The sequence below is a fragment of the Bradyrhizobium sp. Mp19 genome, from assembly GCF_029952935.1.
Classification (GTDB): Bacteria; Pseudomonadota; Alphaproteobacteria; order Rhizobiales; family Xanthobacteraceae; genus Bradyrhizobium; species Bradyrhizobium elkanii.
Map to the genome: position 1 here is coordinate 49,198 of NZ_JASAUT010000006.1, position 25,176 is coordinate 74,373.

Consider the following 25,176-nt stretch of genomic DNA (forward strand, 5'->3'; position numbering starts at 1 on the left):
CGGCGGTAGCCTGAGGGGTATTTCAGCCCGAATAGGTCTTGAAGCGGCCACGCGAATGCGCCTTCGCGACGGCTTTCATCAGTTCGCTGACCTCGTTCTCCAGGAATTCATTGGCCACGATCAGCGCCCGGATGGTGGCGCGCAGATTGCCGCCGCAGGCGGAAATGGCCTGATCGACAGCGGCTTCCAGCCCGTCATCGTCGTCAGATTCGGGCCGTGCAGACATCATGGGGTATCCGGGATTCAGTTGGCGCATCATGTTCCTATTTTGTTCTCATCAAGTCAATCGGATCTTTGATCGGACGCGGTTCTTCTGGGCCGCCTTTCTCTTCCGCCGCCAGCGTGCGAGGCATTACAGAGTCCAGATGTCGGTGACGATTTCAGCGAGGACGTTGATGATGAACTCGGCTATGCGCATCCCTTCGATGGCAATGTCCGGCCGTTCTACGTCGCGGAATGCCGATCGGGACGTGACGGTGCGCACGTCCCCATTCGCGAACGGTCCTTGGTTGGATCGTACCGGCTTGTGCTAGAAGTTCGGCTGCCCGCCAAAGATCTGAAGTTGAGAAAATGCGGTTTCGAAATCCGGTCGCCACGACGCTTCTCCTGACTTGCCTGTCTGCGATCCCTGGCCTGCCCGCGACCGCCGGCCCGGCGGCGTCAGCGATCATCAAGGACGCCGGCACCGTTCAGCTCGGCAGCACAACCTATCGGCTCGACGGCATCGACGCGCCGGCGGTCGATCAGCTCTGCATCGACGAGCACGCCGACGTCTGGACCTGCGGGATCGAGGCGCGCGACCAGCTGAGCAGGCTGATCGGCGGCAAGCAGATTCACTGCGACGATATCGGCGTCGATCCGACCTTCAGGAAACGCCGCCTCGGCGTCTGCAAGATCGAGGGCGACCCGACCAGCCTCAGCCAGGTGCTGGTCCAGAAAGGCTATGCTCTCAATGTCGAAAACTCGGCCACTGGCCGATTCAAGCCGGATGAAGCCACCGCCAAGGACAATCGTGCCGGGCTCTGGAAGGGCTGCTTCGTGGCGCCGCGCGATTTTCGTACGGCCAGGAAGGACGGCGCCCTGCTCGGCAACGCCTGCCCCGCCGACCGCGACCAGCAGATCCGCAACGCGCTCTTCCCCGACGACCTGCCGATGCCGGCAAGCTGCAACATCAAGGGCAAGTACGCCGTGCGCGCCCGCGTCACCGGCAATGTCGGCATCTACCACCTGCAGGTGTGCCGCAGTTACCCGGGCCTCGGCAATCCGGATCGCTGGTTCTGCTCCGAGGAGGATGCACAGGCGGCCGGGTTCCGCCGGGCCTATAATTGCCGCCCGCCCAAAGCCAAGTGAAGGGCTCGTGGATTGCATCGTCATTCCGGGGCGCGAAGCGAACCCGGAATCTCGAGATTCCGGGTTCGACGCTTCGCATCGCCCCGGAATGACTCAGCCTAACGATCGCCATAAATCAAGCTGGCAAAGCCGCCGCGTCCTGTGTGAAACTGCACCGAGAGGTTGCCGGCGCGTATGACCCCATCCGATCCCGCTGATGTGCTTCCCGAAGCTGCGGCAGCCGAACGGCTGCGGCAGCATCTTGAGGAGATCGCGCGCGAACGCGATCGCGCCCATCGCGAGCTCCAGGAGCGCGAGGCGGAGCTGGCGCGGATCCAGCGCATCGCGCGGGTCGGCGGACTCGAGATCGATTTCCGCGACGGCGTGCGCAACCGCCGCTCTCCCGAATATCTCCTGGTGCATGGGCTGCCGCCCGACGAGATCAACGAGACCTATGAGAACTGGGTCGCGCGCATCCACCCCGAGGATCGCGAGCGCACGATCCGGCACCTGTTCGGTGTGCTCAAGGCCGGCGGCGAAGACTACACGGCCGAATACCGCATCGTCCGCCCGAACGACGGTGAGAGCCGCTGGATCCGCGTCGTCGCCAAGATCGAGCGCGACCGCAGCGGCCGTGCGCTGCGGCTGGTCGGCGCGGATCTCGACGTCACCGATCAGATGCTGGCGCAGGAGACCCTGCGGGAGAGCGAGGAGCGCTTCCGCCTGATCGCCGACAGCGCGCCGGTGCCGATCTGGGTGACCAAGCTCGACCGCACCCGCTCCTTTGCCAACCAGGCCTATCTCGACTTCCTTGGACTGCCGTTCGAGGAAGCGATTGTGTTCGACTGGCGCAAGGCGCTGCATCCGGATGACCTGCCGCAAATTTTGCAGGAGCAGATCACCGGCGAGCTGTCGCTGAAGCCATTCGTGCTCGAGGCCCGCTATCGGAATGCCGCGGGCGATTGGCGCTGGCTGCGCTCGGAATCGCAGCCGCGCTGGGACCCGAACGGCAAGCATATCGGCTTCATCGGCGTCGCCCACGATATCACGGCGGCCAAGGAAGCCGAGATCGAGCTTCGCAAGCTCAACGAGTCGCTGGAGCGACGCATCCTGGAGCGCACCGCGCAGCTCGAATCCCGCGAAGCGCAGACGCGCGCGATCCTGGAAACCAGCCATCAATACCAGATGCTGCTCAACCGCGATGGCGGCCTGCTCTACACCAACCAGACGGCGCTGGCCGGCATCTGTACCGATGCCGCCGACGTCGTCGGCAAGCCGTTCTGGGACACGCCGTGGTTCGCCGCGACCGAGGGCATGCCGCGCGTGATCCAGAATGCCTTTGCGACCGTGATGCGCGGCGAGGAAGTCAAGATCGAGATGCAGCTGCGCCTGCCGATCGGCGAACGCTATTTCGATTTCGCGATGCGGCCGCTGCAGGACCAGCACGGCACCATCGTCGGCGCCGTGCCGGAGGCCGTCGACATCACCGAACGGCGCCGCGGCGAGGAGGCCCTGCGGCAATCGCAGAAGATGGAAGCGGTGGGCCAGCTCACCGGCGGCGTCGCGCATGATTTCAACAATCTGCTCACTATCATTCGCTCCGCGACCGACTTCCTGCGCCGCCGCGAGCTGCCGGATGACCGGCGCCGCCGTTATATCGACGCGATCTCCGAGACCGTGGAGCGGGCCTCCAAGCTCACCGCGCAACTATTGGCATTTGCGCGCAGGCAACCGCTCAATCCGGAAGTGTTCAATGTCGGGACGCAGGTCGACAGCGTGACGCAGCTGATCCGGCCGCTGGTCGGCGCGCGGATTCACATCGAGGTCAGGATCGAGGATCCGGATTGCTTTGCGATCGCCGACATCGGCCAGTTCGAGACCGCACTGCTCAATCTCGCGGTCAACGCCCGCGATGCCATGAGCGGCGAAGGTCAGCTGACGATCGGCGTCCGGAAGGTGAAGAATATCCCTGCCCTGCGCGCCCAGGCCTCGCGCAGCGGCGATTTCGTCACGGTCTCGATCCAGGACACCGGCACCGGAATCTCGCCGGAAAATCTCGACGCGATCTTCGAACCGTTCTTCACGACCAAGGAGGTCGGCAAGGGAACGGGTCTCGGATTGAGCCAGGCCTTCGGCTTCGTCAAGCAATCCGACGGCGACATCGAGGTCACCTCTACGCCCGGGCACGGTGCGACCTTCACCATCTATCTGCCGCACGCGATGCGCCCGGCGGACGCCAAGGTCGCTGCCAGCGCCGGCACCGAGCAGGCTTCGATCGGCCGCGGCTATCGCGTCCTCGTGGTGGAGGACAACGACGATGTCGGCCAGTTCTCCACCGAGCTGCTCGAGGATCTCGGCTATTCGGTCAAGCGCGCGGCCAATGCCAATGCCGCGCTCTCGATCCTCTCGGAGAACGAGTTCGCCGCCGACCTCGTGTTCTCCGACGTGATCATGCCGGGCATGAACGGCGTCGAGCTCGCCGGAATCATCCGCGATCGCTTTCCCGGCCTGCCCGTGGTGCTGACCAGCGGCTACAGCAACGTGCTCGCCGAGAATGCGCACAGCGGCTTCGAGCTGATCCAGAAGCCCTATTCGGTCGAGGCACTGTCACGGACGCTCCGCAAGGCGATCGCCGAACAGCGGGCGACCGCTTCCAAGCCCTGATCCCGCCGCCGCCCGCGCCCTACTGGATCACGACATGCGCGACGCCGAGTTGAAGGATGCCGAGCGCACGGGCCGCCGCGGTCGACACATCGATGATCCGCCCACGAACGAACGGACCGCGGTCATTGACGCGGCACCGGATCGATTTTCCCAGATAGGAGACGGTGATCATGCTGCCGAATGGTCGCTTGCGATGCGCGCAGGTCATCTCGCTACTCTTGCCGATGCCACGATAATAGGACGCAAGGCCACTCTCTGCGTTTGCCATGCACGAGGCAAACAGCAGCATTGCCGCGGACGTTGCTGCGGTTTTCATCGATCGCCTGCCGGTCGAGCCCCGCAAAGGAACGCGGTTCCACGGCTTCGGTTCCGCGCCCCGGCGTCGGCAGGTCGATTTTAGGAACTTTTCGACGGAAAGCGTCAGGCGGTCGCTGCGGGATCGATCAGGGCGATGCCGAGCTCGGGCCGCTTCCGCCGGCGAAGCCTGGCGGGAGCTTCCGTGACCACAACCTCCAGCGTCGGGCGGACGATGCCGGCAAGCAGATGACCGCCGCGGGTCGATCCGTCCGACAGTCCGAGCACGATATGCATGTGCAGGCTGGCCTTGCCGTCGTCGCCGGTCGCGATGTCGCCGAGCGCGCACAGCACCTCGCACTGTTCGTCGATCTCGATCTTCCGATAGCTCTTGGATGCGAAATCGAACCAGCCGACCGTGGCCCGCTCGAACGCGCCGATCGCGGTGAGCGATGCCGCCGTCACCTTCGCATCATTGGCGAACTTTGTCAGCGCGCCGAACGCTTCCTCGCCGCTATCGAGCACGACGACGTGAACCTGCGCGCTGGGCGCATCGGACACGAGCTTGCTTTTCATCGAATGCCTCGCCTCTCAAGAGCTTCCACTCCCAATCGGAGACGGCGACGATTGTTCCTGACGGACCGGATCGGCAGCCGCTCAGGCGGCGACGCTATCGGCCGCGAGCAGCGTCCGCAGGTCCCGCGCAGGAACCGGCCTGCTGAACAGGTAGCCCTGCATCTGCGTGCAGCCGAGCATCTGCACGGTGTCGCGCTGCTGGTCGGTCTCGACGCCCTCGGCTGTGGTGATCATGTTGCGGTCGGCTGCGATCGAAACCACGGCGCGGATGATCGAGGCCGAGCCGCTGTTGCGGGTCACTTCCTTGACGAAGCTGCGGTCGATCTTGATCTTGTCGAACGGGAAGCGCTGCAGGTATTGCAGCGACGAGTATCCGGTGCCGAAATCGTCGAGCGCGATGTGGACACCGAGCGCGCGGAGCTGGCCGAGCGTGACCAGCGCCGCATCGTCGTCGGCGATCAGCACCGCCTCGGTGATCTCGAGCTCGAGCCGGCGCGGATCGAGCCCGCTCTCGGCAAGCGCATGCGCAACCTTCAGCGCCAGCGTCTCCGACTTGAACTGGATCGGCGAGACGTTGACCGCGACGCGCACATGCGCCGGCCAGGCTGCCGCCTCGATGCAGGCGGTGCGCAGCACCCACTGCCCGATCTCCTCGATCAGCCCGGTCTCCTCGGCAACCGGTATGAACTCCGCCGGCGAGATCATGCCGCGCACGGGATGCCGCCAGCGCAGCAACGCTTCGCAGCCGGTCACCTCGTCGCTGCGCAAGTCGACCAGCGGCTGGTAGTGCAGCTCGAAGCCGCCCTCGGCCAGCGCGGTGCGTAAATCGGCCTCCAGCGCGCTGCGCAGATTGGCTTGCGCCTCCATCGCCGGATCGAAGAAGCGATGGGTCCTGCGGCCCGCCGCCTTGGCGGCGTACATCGCAAGATCGGCACATTTGAGCAGGCGAAACAGGTCGGAGCCGTGGCGCGGGGCGATCGCAATGCCGATGCTGGCGTCGCTCGACAAATGATGGCCGAGGCAGTCGAACGGCGTGCGCAGCGACTGATAGATGCGTGCGACCAGGTCGCTGACGTCGTCGTCCGAGGTGATGTCGTGCTGGACGATCGCGAACTCGTCGCCGCCGAGCCGCGCGATGAAGTCGTTCGACCCGACCGACTGGCGCAGCTTCTCGGCCACGCGCCGCAGGAACTCATCGCCGATCAGATGGCCCAGCGTGTCGTTGATCCGCTTGAACTCGTCGATATCGATGTAATGGATGGCGAACTCGCGCGTGGCGGCCTCGAGCAGCAGCCCTTCCGCGTGGCGCTGGAACAGCGTCCGGTTCGGCAGATTGGTCAGCGCATCGTAATGCGCGAGATACTCGATCCGCGCCTGCGCACGCCGCCCATCGGTGACGTCCTCGAGCGTGGTGGCCCAGCCGCCGTCGGGCGCACGCTTGTAGATCAGGCGGATGCTCCGACCGTCCGGCGTCATGATCACGGAGTCCCGGACCTCATCGCCCCTCGGGTTTGTGAAGCGGGCGCAGTACTCATCGACGTCGCCGACGAACGAGCCGATCGCCTGGCGATGCAGGATCAGGTCGCGCAGATGGCAGCCTGGCCTCGCGACATCAGGCGAGAGGCCGAACATGTCGATATATTGCTGGTTGCAGATCACGAGCCGCGCCGAGGCATCGAACAGCAGCAGGCCCTGCGTCATGGTGTTGATGGCGGTGTCGAGGTGCTGGCTCTTCTCGGACAGCCGGCGGCTTGCCGAATCGTGCTGCCGCTGCAGCTGGCGGACGATCAGGAAGACCGCGAAGCTGATGATCAGCACGGCCAGCACGGCTGCGCAGAACTGCAGCTTGGTCTGGGCGCGCCAGTCCTCCAGGGCGCTGGCAGTTCTGGTGGTGGCAAGAATCAGGATCGGAAAATGCGACAGCGATCTGACCGCACCGACGTTCTCCTCGCCCGAAGCGCCAACGAACCGTCCCGACGTGTTGCCGCCAAAGCTGATGACCTTTTGGAACACCGGCAGGTTGATGATGTTGCGGCCGATCACGCCGGCATCCTGCGGATAGCGCGCGATGATGGTGCCGTCGCGGTGGATCATCGAAATCACGGTGTCGCCGCTCAGCGCCAGCGAGGCCACGAAATCCTCGAAATGGCTCGGCTCGACGCCGCGGCTCGCGAAGCCGATGATCTCGCCGTTGCGCCCGGTGATCTTGCGCGCAAAGATCGTGGTCCAGTTGCCGCTCACCTTGCTCATTGCGGGCTCGACGATCACCGGCGAGGTCGGGCGTCCCGAGGTGAACTCCTGGAAATAGCGCCGATCCGCAACGCTGATGTCGGGCACCGGCCACATCTCGGATGAGTTGATCAGCCATCCCTTGGCGTTGAACAGATTGAGCCCGCCGACATGCGGCAGCGCCGCCAGCCGCGTGCGCAGCATCTCGTGCGCGCTCAAGAGCGACATGTTCTTTTCGAACTGATCGGCGGTCTCGACCTGCTCGGCCCGCAGATAATTCACGATGTCGTCGTGGACATGCTGGAGGTCGGTAAGCTGCTGGTCGAAATGCCGCGACAGCAGCAGCGCGGTGTTGTTCAGCTCGCGCTCGGACATCTCCAGCGCGCGCTCGCGAAACTGCAACGCGAGATAGCCGGTGCCAAGCGTGATGGCGAGCACCAGCAGCGCGGCACTCAGGACGAGCCACTGGATGGCGCCCATCCTGCTGGCGCGCAACACACCTTTGATCGACAGCCGCCGGTATTCCGGCACGCTGCTCGTTGAGACAACCGACATTTTCCTGCCCCTGTGGATGCCCTTGTACGGGAACACAACCCAAGGGGTGGTTAGGAAAATCAGTTATCGGACGGTTAAGGCCAGCGTGGACTCGCGCGCCACCAGCCCCTCGGCCGCTCCATGCTCACGAGCTGCAGCAAGCCGAGGCCCCGGGCGGCGCGGCCTGGGGCTGTGGAGCACAACACGCGCTCTGTTTGTCTTCCTGCTTCTCGTGCGCGACACGCGCGGTCCGCTCGCCGGTGCCGTCGCCATAGACGATGCTCTCACCGGTCGTATGGAACGTCTCCCACGCGATCCCCGCGGGATCGTCGATCCACGACTTCTCCGACTTGGCATAGCAGCACATCGTCTGGCCCTGCTCGATGACCTCGCCGCCGGCCTTGCGCAGCCGTCCATACACCTCGCCGAGTTCCTCCGCGCTCTCGACCTGAATGCCGAGATGGTCGAGGCCCGGTTCGCGGCCGCGGGTCGAGATCGCGAAGTTGACGCGGGGATCGTCGAGCATCCATTTGGCATAATCGGATTTCACGACCGTCGGCTCGGCCCCGAACAGCGCCGAGTAGAAGCCGACCGATTGCGGGATGTCCTTGACGGCGACGTGAACATGCATGCACTTCATGGTGCAGTCCCTTCAGGGCGGCGACGCTGGATGATTATTCCATCCCAAGCATGCTCAGATATCAACAGCGTTACAACAGGAGTTCTGCTGCGGAATGGATGCGCTGACGCTGTTCGGGTTATTCGCCGTGACCATGATGCTCGTCTGCTATGCGGCCGAAGATCGCAGCCCCTGGTTCATCCTGGCCTTCGCTGTCTCCTGCGCGCTCGGCTCGGCCTACGGTTTCCTGCAGGGCGCCTGGCCGTTCGGCCTCGTCGAAGCGATCTGGGCGGTCGTCGCGGCGCGCCGATGGTCGATGCGCCGCACCGCAGACCGCGCGTAACGTTATAGTATCCACGGCCAATCTGTCGCGGACCCGAACTTGAATGCGCGCGGGCACGGCGCTAAGTAGGCCCCATGGACGCTTCGCGCACCATGATTCAGTCTTCTCCTCACGCAACGGGATCGCGCCGCTGGCGCAGCCTGCTTGCGGGACTGATTTCGCTCGCGCTGGTGCTGTCGTTCTTCCACGGCTGGACCTCCGACGGCGATGCCGACGCGGCTGCCGGCTTCTCGATCGCACAGTCGATCAACGACGCCAGCGCCGGCGGCAAGGCTCCGGCGCATCCGGCCTCGCCTCACGGCGACCATTGCCTGACGCACGTCGCGTCCGTGGCTCCGCAGGAGACCGCGTTCCCGATCGCCTATGCGCCGCATAGCTATGGCCACAGCAGCACTGAGCTGCCCGCTTCGGCCGACCGCCTCTCTCCCTTCAAGCCACCCCGCGCCTGATCCGGTCGGCATGACCGGCCGTGCGCTGCTGCCATGAGCCAGCGCACGCTTCCGCACAGATCGATGTCGCGACAGCGCAGGGCCATAGGCCTGCGCTGCGGAGAGGCGCATATGAAACGGGTTGTTCTATTTTTCGCCGGCGTGGCCGCCGGCATTGCACTGGTCGTTGTGGCGGCCGGATGGATCGGCTGGCCGGTCAGGTTCCCGGCCGCGACGCAGGAGACTGCGACGACAGGCACAAAGACCGAGGCCCGGCACGAGGCCCCCGGACATATCGAGCTGAGTGAAGACCAGGTTCGCGAAGCCGGCATCACGTTCGCGCAAGCCAGCGGCGGCATGCTGAAGCGGCATTTCCTCGCGCCGGGATCGCTGATCCCCGATGCGGATCACATCGGCCGGGTCTCGGTGCGCGTGCTTGCGACGGTCACGGAGCTGCGCAAGCGCCTCGGCGATGTCGTCGAGAAGGGCGAGATCGTCGCCGCGATCGAAAGCCGCGAGGTAGCCGACGCCAAGAGCGAATACCTCGCCGCGCGGCTCACCAACGATCTGCAGCAGACCCTCTACGCGCGGCAGAAGACGCTGGTCGAGACCCGCATCGTGTCGGAGAACGAGTTCCTGCGGACGCGGCTGACCGCGAACGATGCCCAGATCAAGCTCGACGGCGCCCGGCAGAAGCTGTTTGCGCTGGGCCTCTCGGAGAGCGAGATTGCCGATCTGCCGAACCAGCCCCCAGAGAGCCTGCGGACGCAGTTTTTGCGCGCGCCGATCAGCGGCCGGGTGTCCGAACGGCGCGTCGATCTCGGCGGATTGATCGGGCGCGAGGGTCAGGAGAGCGAGCTCTATGTCATCGTCAATCTCGATGACATCTGGGTCGACCTCGCGGTCTCCCCCGAAGATATCGGCGCGGTTCGCGAAGGCGTTTCGGTGAAAATCCGCGCCATCGGCACCGAGGATGAAGCCAATGCCGGCGTGATCTTCGTCAGCCCCCTGCTCGACCGCGAGACCCGCAACGCGCGCGTGATCGCGACCATGCCCAACAAGGACCACCGCTGGAAGCCGGGCACCTTCGTCACCGCGGAGGTCCCGCTGTCGGGCGCGCCGTCGACCGTGATCGTTTCGAAGAAGGCGCTTCAAACCATCAAGGGAACGCCGACCGTGTTCGTGCGCGATGCCGACGGCTTCGAGGCGAGATCGGTGCGCACCGGCCGCGAGGACGACGACGATATCGAGATCGTTGCCGGCCTGTCAGCCGGCGAGACCATCGCGGTGCAGAACAACTTCACGCTGAAGGCGGAGTTCGAGAAGGACGAGGCGGAGCACGACCATGATTGAGCGCATCATTGGTCTTGCGATCCAGCGGCGCTGGGTGGTCGTCACATTGGCGGCGATCCTGATGTTCCTCGGCGGCCTTGCGCTGTCCAGGCTGCCGATCGACGCAGTGCCCGACATCACCAACAAGCAGGTCCAGATCAACACCGTGGCCCCGGCGCTGTCGCCGGCGGAAATCGAGAAGCAGATCACCTTCCCGATCGAGACGGCCCTGGCCGGCGCGCCGGGACTCGAGAGCACGCGCTCGCTCTCCCGCAACGGCTTCTCGCAGATCACGGCGGTGTTCAGCGAGGCCACCGACATCTATTTCGCCCGCCAGCAGGTCGGCGAGCGCCTGACCGAAGTCCGCGCGCGCCTGCCGCAAGGCATCGAGCCGCGGATCGGCCCGACCTCGACCGGCCTTGGCGAAATCTACATGTGGACCGTCCATTATTCCGGGCAGAAGGTGCAGGCCGACGGCGCGCCGGGCCTGCAAAGCGACGGCCGCTTCCTGACGGCGGACGGCCAGATGCTGCAGAGCGAGGTCGAGAAGGACGCCTATCTGCGCACCGTACAGGACTGGATCATCAAGCCGCAGATCAAGATGGTGCCTGGCGTCGCCGGCGTCGATACGATCGGCGGATACCTCAAGCAGTATCAAGTCCATCCCGATGCGGCGAAGCTGATCGCGCTCGGGCTCACCTTTGCCGACGTTGCCAAGGCGATCGAGACCAACAATGTCAGCCGCGGTGCGCGCTACATCGAGCGCAACGGCGAAGGCTTCGTCGTGCGCTCCGGCGGCCGGCTCGAGAACATCGACGAGCTCGGCGCCGTCGTTGTCACCACCCGCGGCGGCGTCCCGGTCCGGATCCGCGACCTCGCGACGCTTTCGATCGGCGGCGAGACGCGCACCGGCAGCGCCAGCGAGAACGGCCGCGAGGTCGTGGTCGGCACGGCGCTGATGCTGATCGGCGCCAACAGCCGCACCGTGTCGGCCGCGGTCGACGCCAAACTGCGGACAATCATGCCGTCCTTGCCGGCCGGCATCGAGGTCAAGACGGTCCTGGATCGCACCCAGCTGGTCGATGCGACGATCGGCACCGTGGCGCGCAACCTCAGTGAAGGCGCACTGCTCGTGATCGCCGTGCTGTTCGTGCTGCTCGGCAATTTCCGCGCGGCATTGATCACGGCGCTGGTGATCCCGGTCGCGATGCTGATGACGGCGATCGGCATGTGGCAGGGCCGGATCAGCGCCAATCTGATGAGCCTCGGCGCGCTGGATTTCGGCCTGATCGTCGACGGCGCCGTGATCATCACCGAGAACAGTCTGCGTCACCTCGCCGAGAAGCAGCATGCGCTTGGCCGCGTGCTGACGCGCGACGAACGGCTGGCAACGGTGCGGGCGTCCGCCGTGGAAATGGTCCAGCCGAGCCTCTATGGCCAGGCCATCATTCTCCTGGTCTATGTGCCGCTGCTGACCTTCACCGGCGTCGAAGGCAAGATGTTCGAGCCGATGGCGCTGACCGTGATCCTTGCGCTCGCGGCCGCCTTCGTGCTGTCGCTGACGCTGGTTCCGGCGCTGATCGCGATCGGCATCACCGGCCGCGTGCAGGAGCAGGAAAACCGGCTCGTCGCGGCGCTGAAGCGCTGCTACAGCCCGCTGCTCCGGCGCGCGGTTGCAACGCCTATCCCGGTCATCGCGGTAGCGGTCGTGCTGTTCGCGGCCGCCCTGTTCGGGTTCTTCCGCCTCGGCCAGGAGTTCATCCCCTCGCTCGACGAGAAGAACATCGCCATGCACGCGCTCAGGATTCCGAGCACGGCGCTGTCACAGTCGCAGGCGATGCAGCTGTCGGTCGAGAAGGCCGTCAGCCGCTTTCCGCAGGTGTCGTTCGTCTTCTCCAAGACCGGCACCGCGGAGGTGGCGAGCGATCCGATGCCGCCGAACGCGTCCGACACCTTCATCATCCTGAAGCCGCGCGAGCAGTGGCCGGATCCATCGCTGACCAAGGAGCAACTGATCGAGGACATCTCGAAGGCGGTCGGCCGGCTGCCCGGCAACGTCTATGAGTTCACCCAGCCGATCCAGATGCGCTTCAACGAACTGCTCGCCGGCGTTCGCGGCGACATCGCGGTCAAGGTGTTCGGTGACGAGTTCGGGCCGATGCAGAAAGCCGCCAACCAGATCGCCTCGGCGCTACGCCGCGTGCGCGGCGCGACCGACGTCAAGGTCGAACAGGCTGGCGGCCTGCCCGTGCTCGAGATCAAGGTCGACAAGGCCGCGATCGCCCGGCGCGGCCTCAGCGTCTCGGCCGTGCAGGACGTGATCGGTGCCGCGGTCGGCGGCCAGGATGCCGGCGTCGTCTACGAGGGCGATCGCAGCTTCGACATCGTGGTGCGATTGCCGGAGAGCGTGCGCTCCGATCTGGAGGCGCTGAGCAATTTGCCGGTCGCGTTGCCGAAGGCGACGCCGAGTTCGCCGGTGCAGAGCCTGCCGCTCAACCGCGTCGCCCAGTTCTCCTTCACCGAGGGGCCGAACCAGATCAGCCGCGAGAACGGCAAGCGCCGCATCGTGGTGACAGCCAATGTTCGCGGCCGCGATCTCGGCTCGGTGGTCGAGGAAGCCCAGGCAAAAGTCACGCAACCGGTGCAGCTTCCGCCGGGCTATTGGATGACCTGGGGCGGCCAGTCGGAAAATCTCGCGGCGGCGCGCCAGCGCCTGGCCGTCGTGGTGCCGGCCTGTTTTGCGATGATCTTCCTGCTGTTGCTGGCGGCGATGGGCTCGGCCCGCGATGCCCTGCTGGTGTTCAGCGCGGTGCCGCTGGCACTCACCGGCGGCATCGCCGCACTTTGGCTGCGCGGCATGCCGTTCTCGATCTCGGCGGCGGTCGGCTTCATCGCACTGTCGGGCGTTGCCGTGCTGAACGGGCTCGTGATGCTGAGCTTCGTCAAGCAATTGCGCGAGCGCGGCGTGCCGATGCGGGAGGCCATCGAGCAAGGCGCCCTCACCCGCTTCCGGCCGGTGGTGATGACCGCGCTGGTGGCCTCGCTCGGCTTCGTGCCGATGGCATTTGCCACCGGCACCGGTGCCGAGGTGCAGAAGCCGCTCGCGACCGTCGTGATCGGCGGCCTGATCAGCGCGACCCTGCTCACGCTTGCCGTGCTGCCTGCGCTCTATGCACGGTACGGGCATGCCGGCAGCGCCGCGCGCAATGAGAGCGCCGCAGTTCAGCCTGCGGAATGACGGCCTGCTGACCGGCCGTCGTCAAGAAAAATCGGGCAGTTACAGCGCCCGGCTGGCGCTGTAACATTTCTGTCATATGGCAAAACTAAACGAGGGCTGCGGCGGGCTGCCGCGGGGCTTCATCAGGGGGAACAACACTATGCGTCGTGCCATTACCTTACTGTCCGCGAGCATGATCGCGCTTTCGGCGGGCGCCGCCTCGGCGCAGAACGCCAAGCCCCGCAACCTCATTCTGTTCGTCCCCGACGGCTTGCGCGGCGGCATCGTGACGCCGCAGACGGCGCCTGCGATGGCTGAGATCCGCGACAAGGGCGTCAACTTCAAAAATTCGCACTCGCTGTTCCCGACCTTCACGATGGCGAACAGCTCGGCGCTGTCGACCGGCCATTATCTCGGCGACACCGGCACCTTCTCCAACACGATCTATACCGGCTACATCTCGGTGCCCGCCGGCGACACCGTGGTCCCCTTCATCGAGAACGACGCGGTGCTCGCCGATGTCGACGATCACTTCAACGGCGACTACCTAAACGAGGAGACGCTTCTGAAGATGGCCCGCGGCCAGGGTTTCAGCACCGCCGCCATCGGCAAGGTCGGCCCGACCCTGCTGTTCGACCACACCGATCGCGGCAAGAACACGATCGTGGTCGACGATTCCACCGGCGGCAAGACCGGCGTGCCACTCTCCGACGAGATGAAGGACGCCCTGACCAAGGCCGGCCTGCCGCTCGCGACCCCGAGCCGCGGCGACAACGCCAAGGCGGGCGACGCCAAGACACCCGGCACGACGGTCGCCAACGTGGCGCAGCAGGCTTACATGGCCGACGTCGCGACCAAGGTCGTGCTGCCGATGTTCAAGGCACGCAACAAGCCGTTCGTGCTGGTATTCTGGTCGCGCGATCCGGACGGCAGCCAGCACAACACTGGCGACAGCCTCAACGCCATCACCCCCGGCATCAACGGCCCGACCTCGATGGCCGGCATCAGGAACGCCGACAACAATCTCGCGCAGCTGCGCAAGGCGCTCGACGAGCTCGGGCTTTCCGCCGACACCAACATCATGATCTCCTCCGACCACGGCTTCTCGACGATCTCGAAGGAGAGCAAGACCAGCCCCTCGGCCAAGATCGCCTATAGCGACACGCCGAAGGATTTCCTGCCGATGGGCTTTCTGGCGATCGACCTCGCCAGGGCGCTGGACCTGCCGCTGTTCGACCCCAACGACAAGAACGCCAAGGTCGCCGACAACGCCCACCCGAAGGCCGGCAACGGCGTGCTCGGCCAGGATCCGGCCAAGCCTGACGTCGTGATCGCGACCAATGGGGGCTCGGATCTGATCTATCTGCCGAACCGCGACAAGAAGCTCGCCGACCGCGTCATCAAGGCGCTGCTCGAGCAGGACTATGTCAGCGGCCTGTTTGTCGACGACAAGCTCGGCACCTTCCCCGGCACGCTGCCGATGTCGAACCTCAATCTGAAGGGCAAGGCGGTGACGCCGAACCCGTCGATCGTTGTCAATTTCCGCTCCTGGTCGAGCGGCTGCGAGATCCCGACCAACTGCTCGGTGCAGATCGCCGACACCGTGCTGCGCCAGGGCCAGGGCATGCATGGCAGCTTCAGCCGTGGCGACACCTTCAACTTCACCGCGGCGATCGGCCCCGACTTCAAGGCGGGCTATGTCGATCCGCTGCCGGTCAGCAACGCCGATGTCGGCATCACCGCGGCCCAGCTGCTCGGCCTGCGCGCGCCGAACAATGGCGGCCTGATCGGCCGGGTGATGTCGGAGGCGCTGCCGAACGGCATCGTGCCGAAGATGGCCGAGGGCACCATCATGTCGAAGAAGGCGTCGGCCAACGGCCTGCGCACCATGCTGAAATTCCAGCGCGTGCTCTCGACCCGCTATTTCGACGTCGCCGGGTTTCCGGGGCGGACGCTCGGGCTCGAGGAAACCAGCGGCAAACAGAAAACGGCGGGGAAGTGATCCCCGCCGCTCTGCTCGAATTCCAGTCACGCGGGATGATGGCTTACATCATCCCGATGTCGAACACGTTGGGGAGCTGCGCCGCGAGCGGCAGCGCAGTCGCGCCGACCAGCGTCGCCACCATCGCCGCCAGCGCGCGGCCGGTACGGCGCTGACCGCGCATCTGGCCCGCGATCCACTCCAGGACCTTGGTGTCCATCTTGGCGCCCTGCCTCGGCGCCCAGCGATCGATCTCGGTGTCAGGCGACAGCGCCACCGTGCGCGGCGGCACCGGCAGGCCGGACTCGGAGGCGGCATGGTGGGCGATCGCCTTGGCGAGCAGATCGTCGAACCGGCCGCCATCGCTGCGCTCGGCAGCGGCCTCGTTGATCGCGAACAGCGCCTCGATCTCGGCCCGGCTGACCGGCTGATGCTCGACCGCGGCCGCCGTCAGGATGCGCGCGCACCAGGCAGCGTCGTCGGCATCGAGTGACCGGGAGAAATGGATGCGGCCCTTGGTGGTCGGGCCTTCGCCGGTGATCACGCCGTCGCGCACGATGGTGAGCGCATGGGCGGCAGTCTTGCGGCAGGACGGATGCAACGCACCGCTGAGAGGCTCAGCGGTCTTGGTACTTGGGGTAGACATTGTGGGAGCTTTCAATTCCTATCTCAGGCCAGCTTTTCCATGCGGGCGTAAACGAGTGGTTAATGATTCGGAACTTGCGTTCCGAGATTTTTAGATGGTTGCTATTTGGTCGCTTTAAACGTCGTCACGGTTCAGTCCTATAGCAGCCAGGGCCGGCGTGATGACGGCGATAAGCGGCATTATCTGGGCATTTCCAAGCCTTTGTGCCGCAGCTGATATTTCGCCGCAGGGATCCGGATCAAAACAAGTTGCTTGGAATTCCACCCTCAAGGAGAAATGTTTCACCTTTTTTCAGAACCCGTTCACTTAAGCCTTATCCCGTCCTATACTGGAACGGACAGCCTCAAATACAAATTCAACTGTGACTTCAAAGAGATGAGGTAAAATCATGACACTTCCGATTGGCGCGACCGCACCGGACTTCGAAGCCCAGACCACTGAGGGCAAGATCAAGTTCCACGACTGGATCGGCGACAGCTGGACCCTGCTGTTCTCCCATCCGAAGGACTTCACCCCGGTCTGCACGACCGAGCTCGGCGCGCTCGCCAAGCTGAAACCGGAATTCGACAAGCGCGGCATCAAGCTGATCGGCCTTTCGGTCGATCCCGCCGATCGCCACGCCAAATGGGCCGAGGATATCCTGGAGACGCAGGGGGCGGCCCCGAACTATCCGCTGATCGCCGACACCGACTTCAACGTCTCCAAGCTCTATGAGATGCTGCCTGCCTCGACGTCCGGCGACCCCCTCACCCGCACGCCGGCGGACAACCAAACGGTCCGCAACGTCTTCATCATCGGCCCCGACAAGAAGATTAAGCTGGTGCTGGTCTATCCGATGACCACGGGTCGGAACTTCCAGGAGATCCTGCGCGTCATCGACTCGCTGCAACTCACCGCCAAGCACCGCGTCGCCACCCCTGCCGACTGGAAGCAGGGCGAGGACGTGATCATCGCGGGCTCGGTCAGCAACGACGAGGCCAAGACGATCTATCCGCAGGGCTGGAAAGAACCGAAGCCCTACATCCGCATCGTGCCGCAGCCGAAGTAACGGCCGGCACGCAGCGTCCGGGTGGCCCGCGCACAGCCTGTTATCGTCTGGTTTCGTGACGATCTGCGGCTGTCGGATCACCCGGCCCTCTACGAAGCAGCCAGCCGCGGCGCACCCGTGGTTGGTCTCTATGTCCGCGACGACGAAAGCCGTGCCCTGAAACCTCCAGCCGCACGCTCCCTTGGGGGCGCGACGCGCTGGTGGCTGGCGCAATCGCTGCGTGCACTCGGCAAGAGCCTCAAGGCGATCGGCGGCACGCTGGTGCTGCGCACCGGACCGGCCGCCTCCGTGATCGCCACACTGGCGCGCGAAATCAACGCGGGCGCCGTGTTCTGGAACGACATCGCGCAGGCACCGCATCAGGCGATTGCCGCAGACCTCGAATCCGCGCTCGCAACTGACGGCATCGCTTGGCAGATTTTTCCCGGCGACCTGCTCGTCGATCCCAAGGCGATCCGCAACAAGGACAACCGGGCCTTGCGCGTGTTCACGCCGTTCTGGCGGCGCGTACAAGGCCTCGGCGATCCGCCAAAGCCGTTGCCGGCGCCGAAGAAGCTTACATCCATCCGCGGCATCGCGAGCGACCCCCTCGGCGATTGGAAGCTCGAGCCTGACCGGCCGGATTGGGCCGGCGGCCTGCGCGAGACCTGGACACCCGGTGAAGTCGCGGCGCAGGCGCGGCTGAAGCGATTCCTCGATGAGCGGATCAGCGGCTACGCCGGCGACCGCGACCGGCCCGACCGCGACGGCACCTCGCGCCTGTCGCCGCATCTGCGCTTCGGCGAGATCAGCCCGCGGCAGGTCTGGCATGCGGCACGCTTCGCCGCCGCCGAAGACTCGCGCCTTGCCGGCGACATCGACAAGTTCCTCAGCGAGCTCGGCTGGCGCGAATTCTGCCGCCATCTGCTGTTCGACATCCCCGACCTGGCGCAGCGCAACCTGCAGGAGCACTTCAATGCCTTCCCGTGGAAGCGCGACGCCCGCGCGCTGAAGGCCTGGCAGCGCGGACTCACCGGCTATCCGATCGTCGATGCCGGTATGCGCGAGCTCTGGCACAGCGGCGTGATGCACAACCGGGTGCGGATGGTGGCGGCCTCGTTCCTGGTCAAGCACCTCCTGATCGACTGGCGCGCCGGCGAACATTGGTTCTGGGATACGCTGGTCGATGCCGATGCCGGCTCCAATCCGGCGAACTGGCAATGGGTCGCGGGCTGCGGCGCCGACGCCGCGCCCTATTTCCGTGTCTTCAATCCGGTCCTGCAGGGCGAGAAATTCGATCCCGACGGCGGCTATGTCAGGCGCTGGGTGCCGGAGCTCTCGCAGCTCTCCAACGACCTGATCCACCAGCCCTGGACAGCAACACCGATCGAGCTGGCGAGCGCCGGCATCGAACTCGGCAAGACCTACCCGCCGCCGATCGTCGATCACAAAAAGGGCCGCGAACGCGCGCTTGCAGCTTACGCGAAGATCCGTCGCAGCGATTAAGCGCGGCGATTGACCAGCAGCACCGCCGCGGCGCAGGCGGCCATGCCGGCGATGGCGACATGATCCAGCCGCTCGTCGAACAGGATGTAGGCCATCAGCGCGGTCACCGCCGGCACCAGATAGAACAGGCTCGCGACCGAGGTCGCGGCATGGTGACGGATCAGCCAGTACAACAGCCCGATCGAACCGATCGACAGCGCGAACACCAGCCAGGCCAGCGCCAGCACGAACTCGCCGGTCCAATGCACGACATTGGTCTCGAACACGAAGGCGCCGATGCCGAAGAAGATCGTCACCGCGATGTACTGCACCAGATTGCCGGCGCGCCAGTCGATCCGGTTGCAATAGCGCCGTTGATAGAGCGTGCCCAAGGTGATGCTGATCAGCGAGACGCCGGAGGCGAGCCAGCCCCACCCCGCCTCGCCCGTCATCGGCCGGTTGTGCAGGATCAAGACGACGCCGGCGAGGCCGAGCACCAGCCCGCCCCATTGCAGCGGCGTGACGCGCTCGCCCAGCCAGCGGTTGGCAATGGTCGAGGTCAGGATCGGCTGCAGGCCCGGGATCAAGGCCGACAGCCCGGCCGGAACCGAATGCGCGATCGCAATCGCGGTGCCGCCGAGATAGAAGCCGTGCACCAGGACGCCGGCGACCGCGCTGTGGAAGATGCCTGTCCGGTCCGGCCAGTTCGGCCGCGCGATCGCGGCGATGACCGCCATCACCACCACCACGAACGCCATCCGGATCGCCAGATAGGTCAGCGGCTCCGCATTGTTGATGACGTATTTGGTGCCGATGAATCCGGTGCTCCACAGCACGACAAAGATCGCCGACGCCAGACGAGCGGCAGTTTCCTCGAAGCTCTTGTTCATTGCAGGCCGTCATTGCCTGAAGATGAGGCAGCCAGCAATCGCGAATTTAACGAGGGTGGTGGGCGAGCCCGCGGCTGTAAGCAGGTGGCGCCTCACCCACAGTGTCGTCCCTGCGAAAGCAGGGACCCATACTCCGCGGCGGATGTTGTGAAAGGGACTCGTCGTTCCAGCGGCCTTCAACGATAACCATCGGTGGTTAGGGGTCCCTGCTTTCGCAGGGACGACACTGAATGTGTTGCACGGTCTGCTAGCCACACATTCGCATTCTCGCGACATTGCCGATGACACGAGACCACTCTGACCTTGCAGACGCTCGCGGACCCAACGCCTGTCGCTGCAATCACGACCATTTGTCCTCGGGGATGCCATGCGCGTTTGTCGGATGCGGCATCCCGTCCTCGCGGATACGCTCTCCGAACAATGTCGCAGCCATCCGTCGCGGCGCGTTCCGGACAACACAAGGATTTGCCGTCGCCGAATACCGGCGGCCAAAAACACTGCACAAGAAGAGCCGGCCACGAGCCGGACAAGAAGAAAAACAATGGATCAAGTGGCGTTGGTCGTCGTTCGGGCGGTCGAGAGCGGCGCAACGACGACGAAAGATATTATCGGCGTGACCAGATTGTCGCGCCTCAAGGTCGAGCGTGCACTGAGCACGTTGGAGAAGCAGAAGCTGCTCCTCCGCGAACGAGAAGGCTCGTGGGCCCTCGGCTTTCCCGTGGCTCCGACGGTCAGGCAGTGTGGATCATGCACCCTCTGCTGCAAGGTGCTTGAGGTGACCGATCTCCGCAAGCCGATGAATACGGTCTGCAACCACATCCTCGCGGGCGGCGGGTGCGGGATCTACCACGAGCGTCCCCGGCAGTGCCGGTCATTCAGCTGTGCCTGGCTGCAAGGCCACCTCGATGACGATTGGTTTCCCGAGACCGCGGGCATGGTGCTGCATTTTGGCTCGACGCGCTGAATGTGCAGGTTGACCTCGATGATCCCGACCGCTGGCGCGAGGAACCCTATTTCAGCAAGCTGTGCGAACTTTCGTTGAAGGGCCTCAGGGTAAGTGAAGGGCGGCCGTATGCCACCCTCGTCATCGTCGGTCAGGATCGCTACCTGCTGCTCGGGCGGACCATCGTGCCCGATCCAACGCTGTTCGGCACCGCCTTCGTGCCGATTACGTTCGATACCTTCCGCTATTGGAAGGCAACATCGCTTGAACATCTGCAGCGGTTGAACGATCGCGTCATGGAGATCCAGCGCATCCAGCAGGAGTTCGGCCATTGCGCCATCCCTGACGACGACGATCCCTCCCCGCCTTACCGGCCGGCTCTGCTCCAACGGTCGAAGGAACTGGGCGTGATACGCACGACGTGACGACAGCCGGACACAGCGCAGGTCAGTTCGTCATCTGAGGTGATACTTCCTGCCGTTGGTGTTCGGGTCGGTATTGTCGCTGGTCGAGAACATCAAGGCCGGGCCGAAGTAATTCCAGGTGTCCCGGTAACATGCGAATCGGCCGGCGCCCTTGTCGATGATCTCTTGCTGGGCGGTGTTCGCGGGGCCGAGCAGCCGGTCGTCTTCATACAATCGGGCGGTCTCGAGCGTGCCGTCCACGTATTTGACGGGGATGAGATACGCATATCCCTTGTAAAGACGGAAGGCACCACGCAACAGGTTCCTGTCGATCGGACTCGGAGGAACCAGAAAAAGGAATGCACTCGACGCCAAGGCAAAAAGCGTCGATCCGATCGCGATGCGCGTGCTGGCAGATGTCCTCAACGACACTTTTCCCTTGGCTCTTGCTTGCGAGGCTTCCCGCCTTCTGTAGCGCGGGCCTGCAGCGCAGACAACCGACCGGCCGCCGCCACGCCTCGTCGCGAGCCGAATCTGGCTCGCGATATTTCCGCCACGAACGATAATCAGATTGTCGCCGCGCGGCCGGCTGATCCGCCCAGGACTGCCATCAGCACCGTCGCGACGGCGCAGCATGCGAGCGCGACCTCCCAGCCTCCGGTCGCATCATGGGCCAGTCCGGCAAGCGGCGGGCCCGCAGCGGCGAGCGAGTAGCCGAGGCACTGCGCCATGCCCGACAGCGCGGCCGCCTGATGGCTGTGCGAGGTTCGCAAGCTGACGAATGTCAATCCGAGGATGAAGGCTGCGCCCGCCCCGAAGCCGAACAGCGCGACCCACAGCATTGCGAGCGACGGAAGCTGCCACAATCCCAGCAGCGAGATGCAGGTCGCAAGCGACACGGCGATCGCGATGCCGCGCTGGTCCTTCATGCGCCGGACCATCGGCCCGAGGATCAAGCCGGGGACCGCGGTCGCCAATTGCAGCACACCGTGCAGCGTACCCGCCGTCGCCGCCGGGTAACCTGCCTGCACGAGGATGGCGGGCAACCATCCGACGATGATGTAGAACACCAGCGAGGTCAGGCCGAGGAAGCCGGTCACCTGCCAGGCAAGCAGCGAGTGCCAGATGCGCCCGCGATGCGGCGGCGAGGCCGGCTCGACCGTCGGGGCCGCGTGCGCCCCAAGCTGGGGTGCCCAGGCCATCAGCGCCACCAACGGAAAGATCAGCGTGCTCGCAAGCGAGAGATGCCAGTTCGATCCCGGCAATTGGGCGAGCGGGATGGCCACGACCGATGCGAGCGCCTGGGCCAATGCGGACGTGATCGCGTAAGCGCCGGTCAGGCTGGCGATGCGGGTCGGAAAGTCCCGCTTGAGCAGGCTCGGAAGCAGCACGTTTCCAACGGCGATTCCGGCACCAATGGTGGCGGTGCCGGCGAACAGAGCCCAGACCGGACCGGACGAGCGCAGCGCGATCCCGGCCGCGATGACAAGCAACGCACCGAACAGCGACCGCTCGATGCCCCATTTGCGCCCGAGCACAGCTGCAACCGGTGAGATCGCCGCGAATGCCAGCAAGGGCAGCGTCGTCAGGATCCCGGCCTCCGCCGCGCTGATCCCGCTGGTCTCACCGATCATGCCGAGCATCGGCGCCACGCCGGTAATGGGTGCGCGAAGCGTCGAGGCGATCAGCAGGATCCCCGTCAACAACGGCCCCTGCCCGCCCAGCGTGCGCATCGGCGCAATCATCGTCATCGCATGCTCCTGGCCATTTGCATCGCCAGGCTATCGACTTGGCTGCCGGAAGAATTTACATATCTGCTCTATCGATCGCTAAATTCGGTCATTCAACGGGTTTCCTGCTCCGTTATGGGCTTTCAGCTTCGCTATCCCTGGCCGGACCTTGATCCGGATGACGTCGCGGCGGCGGCCATCGCCGTGCGCCTCGACGTCACCGAAAACAAGGTCGAGGCGGCCGAGCACGCGCACCGGAAGGGACAGCTCGTCTTTGCGCTCGGCGGCGGCGTGATGTGCCGCGTTCCGAACGGGTTGTGGATGGTGCCCCCGCATTGCGGCGTCTGGCTTCCCGGCGGCACGCGCCACACCAATATCGCAACCGCCAATGCGCGGATCTTCGTCTTCATCGAGCCCGGTGCCGCCGACCTGCCCGACCGCTGCTGCACATTGTCGATCTCGCCGTTGCTGCGCGAGCTGATCATCGAGCTTTCCGACCGCATGCAGCACGACGGCGGCAGCGAGACGCTCCTTGCGCAATTGCTGCTGAGCGAATTGCCGCGCATGCCGCTGCAGCAGCTGCATCTACCGATCTCGCCCGAGCCACGCTTGCGACGGATCGCGGCAGCGCTCGCCGATGATCCGGGCGATCGCCGCACGATGGCCGAGTGGGCCGAACGCGTAGCGCTGAGCGAGAGCAGTCTGGCGCGTCTCATCCTGAGAGAAACCGGCCTGACATTCGGGCGCTGGCGCCAGCAACTGCATTTGATCGTCGCATTGCGCGAGCTCTCCGCCGGCGCGAGCGTACAGCAGGTCTCGTCCGCACTCGGCTATGAGTCCGTCACAGCCTTCATCACCATGTTCAAGAAGGCGCTCGGCAAGCCACCGGCGAAATATCTCAGCAATATCATGCAAGGCAGCGGCCCGGCCTTTGCGGCTGGCGCGCGAATTTAGGAACACCAGTCAGCAACGGACGTTTTCGACATATCGGGCGAACGACAGGCGAGCCGCCTGCGCCAGGCCGCCAATGCTCGAGGATGCCAGATGCCCTACGCACTGTTCGATCGCGACAAACAAATCGACAAGGCTTTTCCGACGGAGAAGCAGGCGTGGGAACATGCACTGGTCTCCGGGCTGGTCTTCGATGTTCCGGTCGCGGATGAGGCTCCGGGCCAGGTGCTGCCAGCCGGCTATCACATGAAGCAAATTCCCGGCGACAGCGAAGTCTGCGAGCCGGCGCCCGAATGGAAATTGCCGAACGAAATTTCGTGATCGGCACACCGATTGCGATCGCGACGTTGCGCGATAATTAACGCCGAACCAGACCAACAATTCAGGATGAGCGCATGGCCGAAACCGGCAAGATTTTTCACGTTCGCTGCGTCGACAACACGTTGCAGCGGGACACGCTCTCGCTCGGGCGCGTCTACGAGGTGACAAGGGATATCGAACGTGACGGCTATTACGAGCTCAGCGGATTGGGCCGCTTCAGCCGGTCCAGATTCGAGGTCGTCGAGCCGGACGACGACACGGCCGAAGTCCGGCAGACGTCTCGATCAAAATAGACAGGAGAGCGCGATGCCCAGAGGCGACAAGTCGAGCTATACCGACAAGCAGAAGCGGCAGGCCGAGCACATCGAGGAAGGCTACGAGCAGCGCGGCATTTCGAGCAGCGAGGCCGAGCGGCGCGCATGGGCGACCGTCAACAAGGAGACCCACGGCGGCAAGAAGAGCGGCTCCGGCCGCGGCACGCGCGAGGATCACTCGCCGTCGCGCAAGGGCGGCAAGCTCGGCGGCAAGGCGGCCGCGAGCCGCCCCGCGGCCGAGCGGTCGCGCTCGGCCAAGAAGGCCGCGCGGACCCGCAAGCGCCGGGCAGCCTGATCCGCACCGGCATCATTTCGCCGGCAGGAAGACAATACCGGGCGCTTTGAGGCGGCGCCTCGCAAATGCGTGATCGGGCGCCACCCTTGGTTGCCTTCATTTGGGCACCTATCGGGAACAGGCTGTCGGGCCAGGAAGCAAGGCGGCCACCGCAGGGGGTGCCTGCAATTGACGTATCGGTCCCATAGCAGCTGGCAGGACGTGGATCTGCGCAATCTCGTCCGGGTCATATCGGCCTGCACCCTCGGGCTTTGGGCTTTCGCGGCCGGCCTCCTGATCGGGACCTTCCTGCTTTGATGAATCGGCGCGGCACGCGCCGCCTGCCTACCCGCCGCTCAGGTGATGCGCGGCAACGAACAGGACGAGCGCACTAAGCACCAATGCCGATGTAGCGCCGGCAACGCTACGCGCGAGTTCAGCCTTCGAAAGATTGGATCTGGTTGCCATTGCAGCCTCCCGTTCGCGCGAGCTGAGCCACAGTCGCTCCGGCGGTCAGGCTCGCTCATGGAGACATTCGCATCACCAGGATGAACGCATCATGAGCGAAACGAACCGCCGGTGCCTCCGTTCCAAAATCTGACCCAGTGGATCACTTTCGGAACCCGGGCGTTGACCGCATGCGGC

General features: G+C 64.9%; 23 protein-coding genes and 1 pseudogene. 14 read left to right on the forward strand and 10 right to left on the reverse strand.

Annotation, left to right across the window (positions count from 1 at the left end; all coding sequences use genetic code 11):
* Positions 1 to 22: 22 nt before the first annotated feature.
* Together QJT82_RS09795 and QJT82_RS09800 are read right to left on the reverse strand one after the other, a co-directional pair.
* Positions 23 to 229 (reverse strand): hypothetical protein, encoded by a 207-nt coding sequence (locus QJT82_RS09795; RefSeq protein WP_016840474.1) that lies wholly within the window; start codon positions 227 to 229, stop codon positions 23 to 25.
* A gap of 123 nt (positions 230 to 352) precedes the next feature.
* Complete coding sequence (locus QJT82_RS09800) at positions 353 to 484, reverse strand: hypothetical protein (protein ID WP_259242716.1); 132 nt, start codon at positions 482 to 484, stop codon at positions 353 to 355.
* 86 nt (positions 485 to 570) lie between these two features.
* On the opposite strand from QJT82_RS09800, the gene QJT82_RS09805 reads away from it, so the two are divergent.
* Together QJT82_RS09805 and QJT82_RS09810 are read left to right on the forward strand one after the other, a co-directional pair.
* A complete protein-coding gene (locus QJT82_RS09805) occupies positions 571 to 1,350 on the forward strand; it encodes a thermonuclease family protein (protein WP_028339212.1) in 780 nt (259 codons plus the stop codon).
* Between the two features lie 174 nt (positions 1,351 to 1,524).
* Positions 1,525 to 3,993 carry a PAS domain S-box protein gene (locus QJT82_RS09810; protein ID WP_028339213.1) on the forward strand — a complete coding sequence of 823 codons (2,469 nt, stop codon included), beginning with the start codon at positions 1,525 to 1,527 and terminating at the stop codon, positions 3,991 to 3,993.
* A 19-nt stretch (positions 3,994 to 4,012) separates the two neighbouring features.
* Here QJT82_RS09810 and QJT82_RS09815 read toward each other — a convergent pair whose 3' ends face one another.
* The 4 genes from QJT82_RS09815 to QJT82_RS09830 form a co-directional block, all read right to left on the reverse strand.
* Positions 4,013 to 4,309, reverse strand: coding sequence for a septal ring lytic transglycosylase RlpA family protein (locus QJT82_RS09815; protein WP_028339214.1), 297 nt, complete (start codon positions 4,307 to 4,309; stop codon positions 4,013 to 4,015).
* 104 nt (positions 4,310 to 4,413) lie between these two features.
* Complete coding sequence (locus QJT82_RS09820) at positions 4,414 to 4,863, reverse strand: PPC domain-containing DNA-binding protein (protein WP_028339215.1); 450 nt, start codon at positions 4,861 to 4,863, stop codon at positions 4,414 to 4,416.
* An 81-nt stretch (positions 4,864 to 4,944) separates the two neighbouring features.
* On the reverse strand, positions 4,945 to 7,647 hold the full coding sequence (locus tag QJT82_RS09825; RefSeq protein WP_035631052.1) for an EAL domain-containing protein: 2,703 nt from the start codon (positions 7,645 to 7,647) through the stop codon (positions 4,945 to 4,947).
* A 124-nt stretch (positions 7,648 to 7,771) separates the two neighbouring features.
* Positions 7,772 to 8,266 carry an ArsI/CadI family heavy metal resistance metalloenzyme gene (locus QJT82_RS09830; RefSeq protein ID WP_028339217.1) on the reverse strand — a complete coding sequence of 165 codons (495 nt, stop codon included), beginning with the start codon at positions 8,264 to 8,266 and terminating at the stop codon, positions 7,772 to 7,774.
* Between the two features lie 94 nt (positions 8,267 to 8,360).
* On the opposite strand from QJT82_RS09830, the gene QJT82_RS09835 reads away from it, so the two are divergent.
* The 5 genes from QJT82_RS09835 to QJT82_RS09855 all read left to right on the forward strand — a co-directional run bounded on the left by QJT82_RS09835 (position 8,361) and on the right by QJT82_RS09855 (position 15,567).
* The gene (locus tag QJT82_RS09835) at positions 8,361 to 8,588 is read left to right on the forward strand and encodes a hypothetical protein (RefSeq protein WP_028339218.1); all 228 of its coding nucleotides are present in this window, start codon (positions 8,361 to 8,363) and stop codon (positions 8,586 to 8,588) included.
* Positions 8,589 to 8,662: 74 nt separating this feature from the next.
* Positions 8,663 to 9,037: a hypothetical protein gene (locus tag QJT82_RS09840; RefSeq protein ID WP_028339219.1), complete on the forward strand. Its 375-nt coding sequence runs from the start codon at positions 8,663 to 8,665 to the stop codon at positions 9,035 to 9,037.
* A 111-nt stretch (positions 9,038 to 9,148) separates the two neighbouring features.
* Positions 9,149 to 10,369, forward strand: a complete 1,221-nt coding sequence (locus tag QJT82_RS09845; RefSeq protein ID WP_028339220.1) for an efflux RND transporter periplasmic adaptor subunit — start codon at positions 9,149 to 9,151, stop codon at positions 10,367 to 10,369.
* Entirely contained in the window at positions 10,362 to 13,586 is a 3,225-nt protein-coding gene (locus QJT82_RS09850) for a CusA/CzcA family heavy metal efflux RND transporter (RefSeq protein WP_028339221.1), read from the forward strand. The genes QJT82_RS09845 and QJT82_RS09850 overlap by 8 nt, the downstream gene beginning before the upstream one ends.
* A gap of 139 nt (positions 13,587 to 13,725) precedes the next feature.
* Positions 13,726 to 15,567, forward strand: coding sequence for an alkaline phosphatase family protein (locus QJT82_RS09855; RefSeq protein ID WP_028339222.1), 1,842 nt, complete (start codon positions 13,726 to 13,728; stop codon positions 15,565 to 15,567).
* A gap of 43 nt (positions 15,568 to 15,610) precedes the next feature.
* Here QJT82_RS09855 and QJT82_RS09860 read toward each other — a convergent pair whose 3' ends face one another.
* Positions 15,611 to 16,192, reverse strand: coding sequence for a hypothetical protein (locus tag QJT82_RS09860; RefSeq protein WP_026192875.1), 582 nt, complete (start codon positions 16,190 to 16,192; stop codon positions 15,611 to 15,613).
* Between the two features lie 388 nt (positions 16,193 to 16,580).
* On the opposite strand from QJT82_RS09860, the gene QJT82_RS09865 reads away from it, so the two are divergent.
* Both QJT82_RS09865 and QJT82_RS09870 read left to right on the forward strand, forming a co-directional pair.
* Positions 16,581 to 17,240: a peroxiredoxin gene (locus QJT82_RS09865; RefSeq protein ID WP_028339223.1), complete on the forward strand. Its 660-nt coding sequence runs from the start codon at positions 16,581 to 16,583 to the stop codon at positions 17,238 to 17,240.
* Between the two features lie 21 nt (positions 17,241 to 17,261).
* Complete coding sequence (locus QJT82_RS09870; protein ID WP_028339224.1) at positions 17,262 to 18,725, forward strand: deoxyribodipyrimidine photo-lyase; 1,464 nt, start codon at positions 17,262 to 17,264, stop codon at positions 18,723 to 18,725.
* Here QJT82_RS09870 and QJT82_RS09875 read toward each other — a convergent pair.
* Complete coding sequence (locus QJT82_RS09875; protein ID WP_028339225.1) at positions 18,722 to 19,594, reverse strand: DMT family transporter; 873 nt, start codon at positions 19,592 to 19,594, stop codon at positions 18,722 to 18,724. The two genes, QJT82_RS09870 and QJT82_RS09875, sit on opposite strands and share 4 nt — an antisense overlap.
* Before the next feature lie 541 nt (positions 19,595 to 20,135).
* Between QJT82_RS09875 and QJT82_RS09880 the strand changes: the two are divergent.
* A pseudogene (locus QJT82_RS09880) lies at positions 20,136 to 20,962 on the forward strand (YkgJ family cysteine cluster protein).
* 30 nt (positions 20,963 to 20,992) lie between these two features.
* On the opposite strand, the gene QJT82_RS09885 reads toward QJT82_RS09880, so the two are convergent.
* Together QJT82_RS09885 and QJT82_RS09890 are read right to left on the reverse strand one after the other, a co-directional pair.
* Positions 20,993 to 21,577 carry a hypothetical protein gene (locus QJT82_RS09885; RefSeq protein WP_245288651.1) on the reverse strand — a complete coding sequence of 195 codons (585 nt, stop codon included), beginning with the start codon at positions 21,575 to 21,577 and terminating at the stop codon, positions 20,993 to 20,995.
* Positions 21,508 to 22,692, reverse strand: a complete 1,185-nt coding sequence (locus tag QJT82_RS09890; protein ID WP_051447744.1) for an MFS transporter — start codon at positions 22,690 to 22,692, stop codon at positions 21,508 to 21,510. Before QJT82_RS09890 ends, QJT82_RS09885 begins: the two co-directional genes overlap by 70 nt.
* A gap of 114 nt (positions 22,693 to 22,806) precedes the next feature.
* Between QJT82_RS09890 and QJT82_RS09895 the strand changes: the two genes are divergently transcribed.
* The 4 genes from QJT82_RS09895 (at position 22,807) to QJT82_RS09910 (ending at position 24,552) form a co-directional block, all read left to right on the forward strand.
* Positions 22,807 to 23,625 (forward strand): helix-turn-helix transcriptional regulator, encoded by an 819-nt coding sequence (locus QJT82_RS09895; protein ID WP_028339228.1) that lies wholly within the window; start codon positions 22,807 to 22,809, stop codon positions 23,623 to 23,625.
* A 90-nt stretch (positions 23,626 to 23,715) separates the two neighbouring features.
* Positions 23,716 to 23,943 carry a hypothetical protein gene (locus QJT82_RS09900; RefSeq protein ID WP_028339229.1) on the forward strand — a complete coding sequence of 76 codons (228 nt, stop codon included), beginning with the start codon at positions 23,716 to 23,718 and terminating at the stop codon, positions 23,941 to 23,943.
* A gap of 74 nt (positions 23,944 to 24,017) precedes the next feature.
* Positions 24,018 to 24,236, forward strand: a complete 219-nt coding sequence (locus QJT82_RS09905) for a hypothetical protein (protein ID WP_028339230.1) — start codon at positions 24,018 to 24,020, stop codon at positions 24,234 to 24,236.
* 13 nt (positions 24,237 to 24,249) lie between these two features.
* On the forward strand, positions 24,250 to 24,552 hold the full coding sequence (locus QJT82_RS09910; RefSeq protein WP_028339231.1) for a hypothetical protein: 303 nt from the start codon (positions 24,250 to 24,252) through the stop codon (positions 24,550 to 24,552).
* The last annotated feature ends 624 nt before the right edge of the window (positions 24,553 to 25,176 follow it).